Below are 548 nucleotides of genomic sequence, written 5' to 3'. Positions count from 1 at the left end.
TTAGTAGCTTAACCTTCGATTTGTTAGGCATTGCTGCCATAACGCATCAGTTATTACTAAGTTATTGCATAAAAATAATTATTGGATGTCGTTGTTTGTGCTATCTAGTTTTCAAGGAACAAAGCTACTACTGAATTAAACAAATGTTTAATTTTTTATAGAGTAGATGTGTTGGTGGAGCCTAGCGGGATCGAACCGCTGACCTCCTGCGTGCAAGGCAGGCGCTCTCCCAGCTGAGCTAAGGCCCCAAATAATCCAAATGGTATCATACCAAAAGGAAAGCGATATTCAACAAAACTTTTATGGTGGGCCTGAGTGGACTCGAACCACCGACCTCACGCTTATCAGGCGTGCGCTCTAACCAGCTGAGCTACAGGCCCATAAAGGTTTGTTAATTATATTTTATCGAAAGAATACAATTATTCTTTCAAAACTAAACGAAACGCTCATGTAAGGTTGGTAACGTAAGTTACCTTCGTAATTCTCCATAGAAAGGAGGTGATCCAGCCGCACCTTCCGATACGGCTACCTTGTTACGACTTCACCCC

The 548-nt window shown here is 42.0% G+C and carries 2 tRNA genes and 1 rRNA gene; all 3 read right to left on the bottom strand.

Features of this window, described 5'->3' with window-relative positions:
• Window positions 1-172 precede the first annotated feature (172 nt).
• A tRNA-Ala gene (locus tag PQ511_RS23630) sits at window positions 173-248 on the bottom strand.
• Between the two features lie 55 nt (window positions 249-303).
• Window positions 304-380: transfer RNA gene (locus PQ511_RS23625), tRNA-Ile, on the bottom strand.
• 111 nt (window positions 381-491) lie between these two features.
• Window positions 492-548, bottom strand: a 16S ribosomal RNA gene (locus PQ511_RS23620); the annotation flags it as partial.

The sequence above is a fragment of the Guptibacillus spartinae genome (genome assembly GCF_028610625.1).
Classification (GTDB): domain Bacteria; phylum Bacillota; class Bacilli; order Bacillales; family Guptibacillaceae; genus Guptibacillus; species Guptibacillus spartinae.
This window is presented reverse-complemented; position numbering and strand designations above follow the sequence as displayed.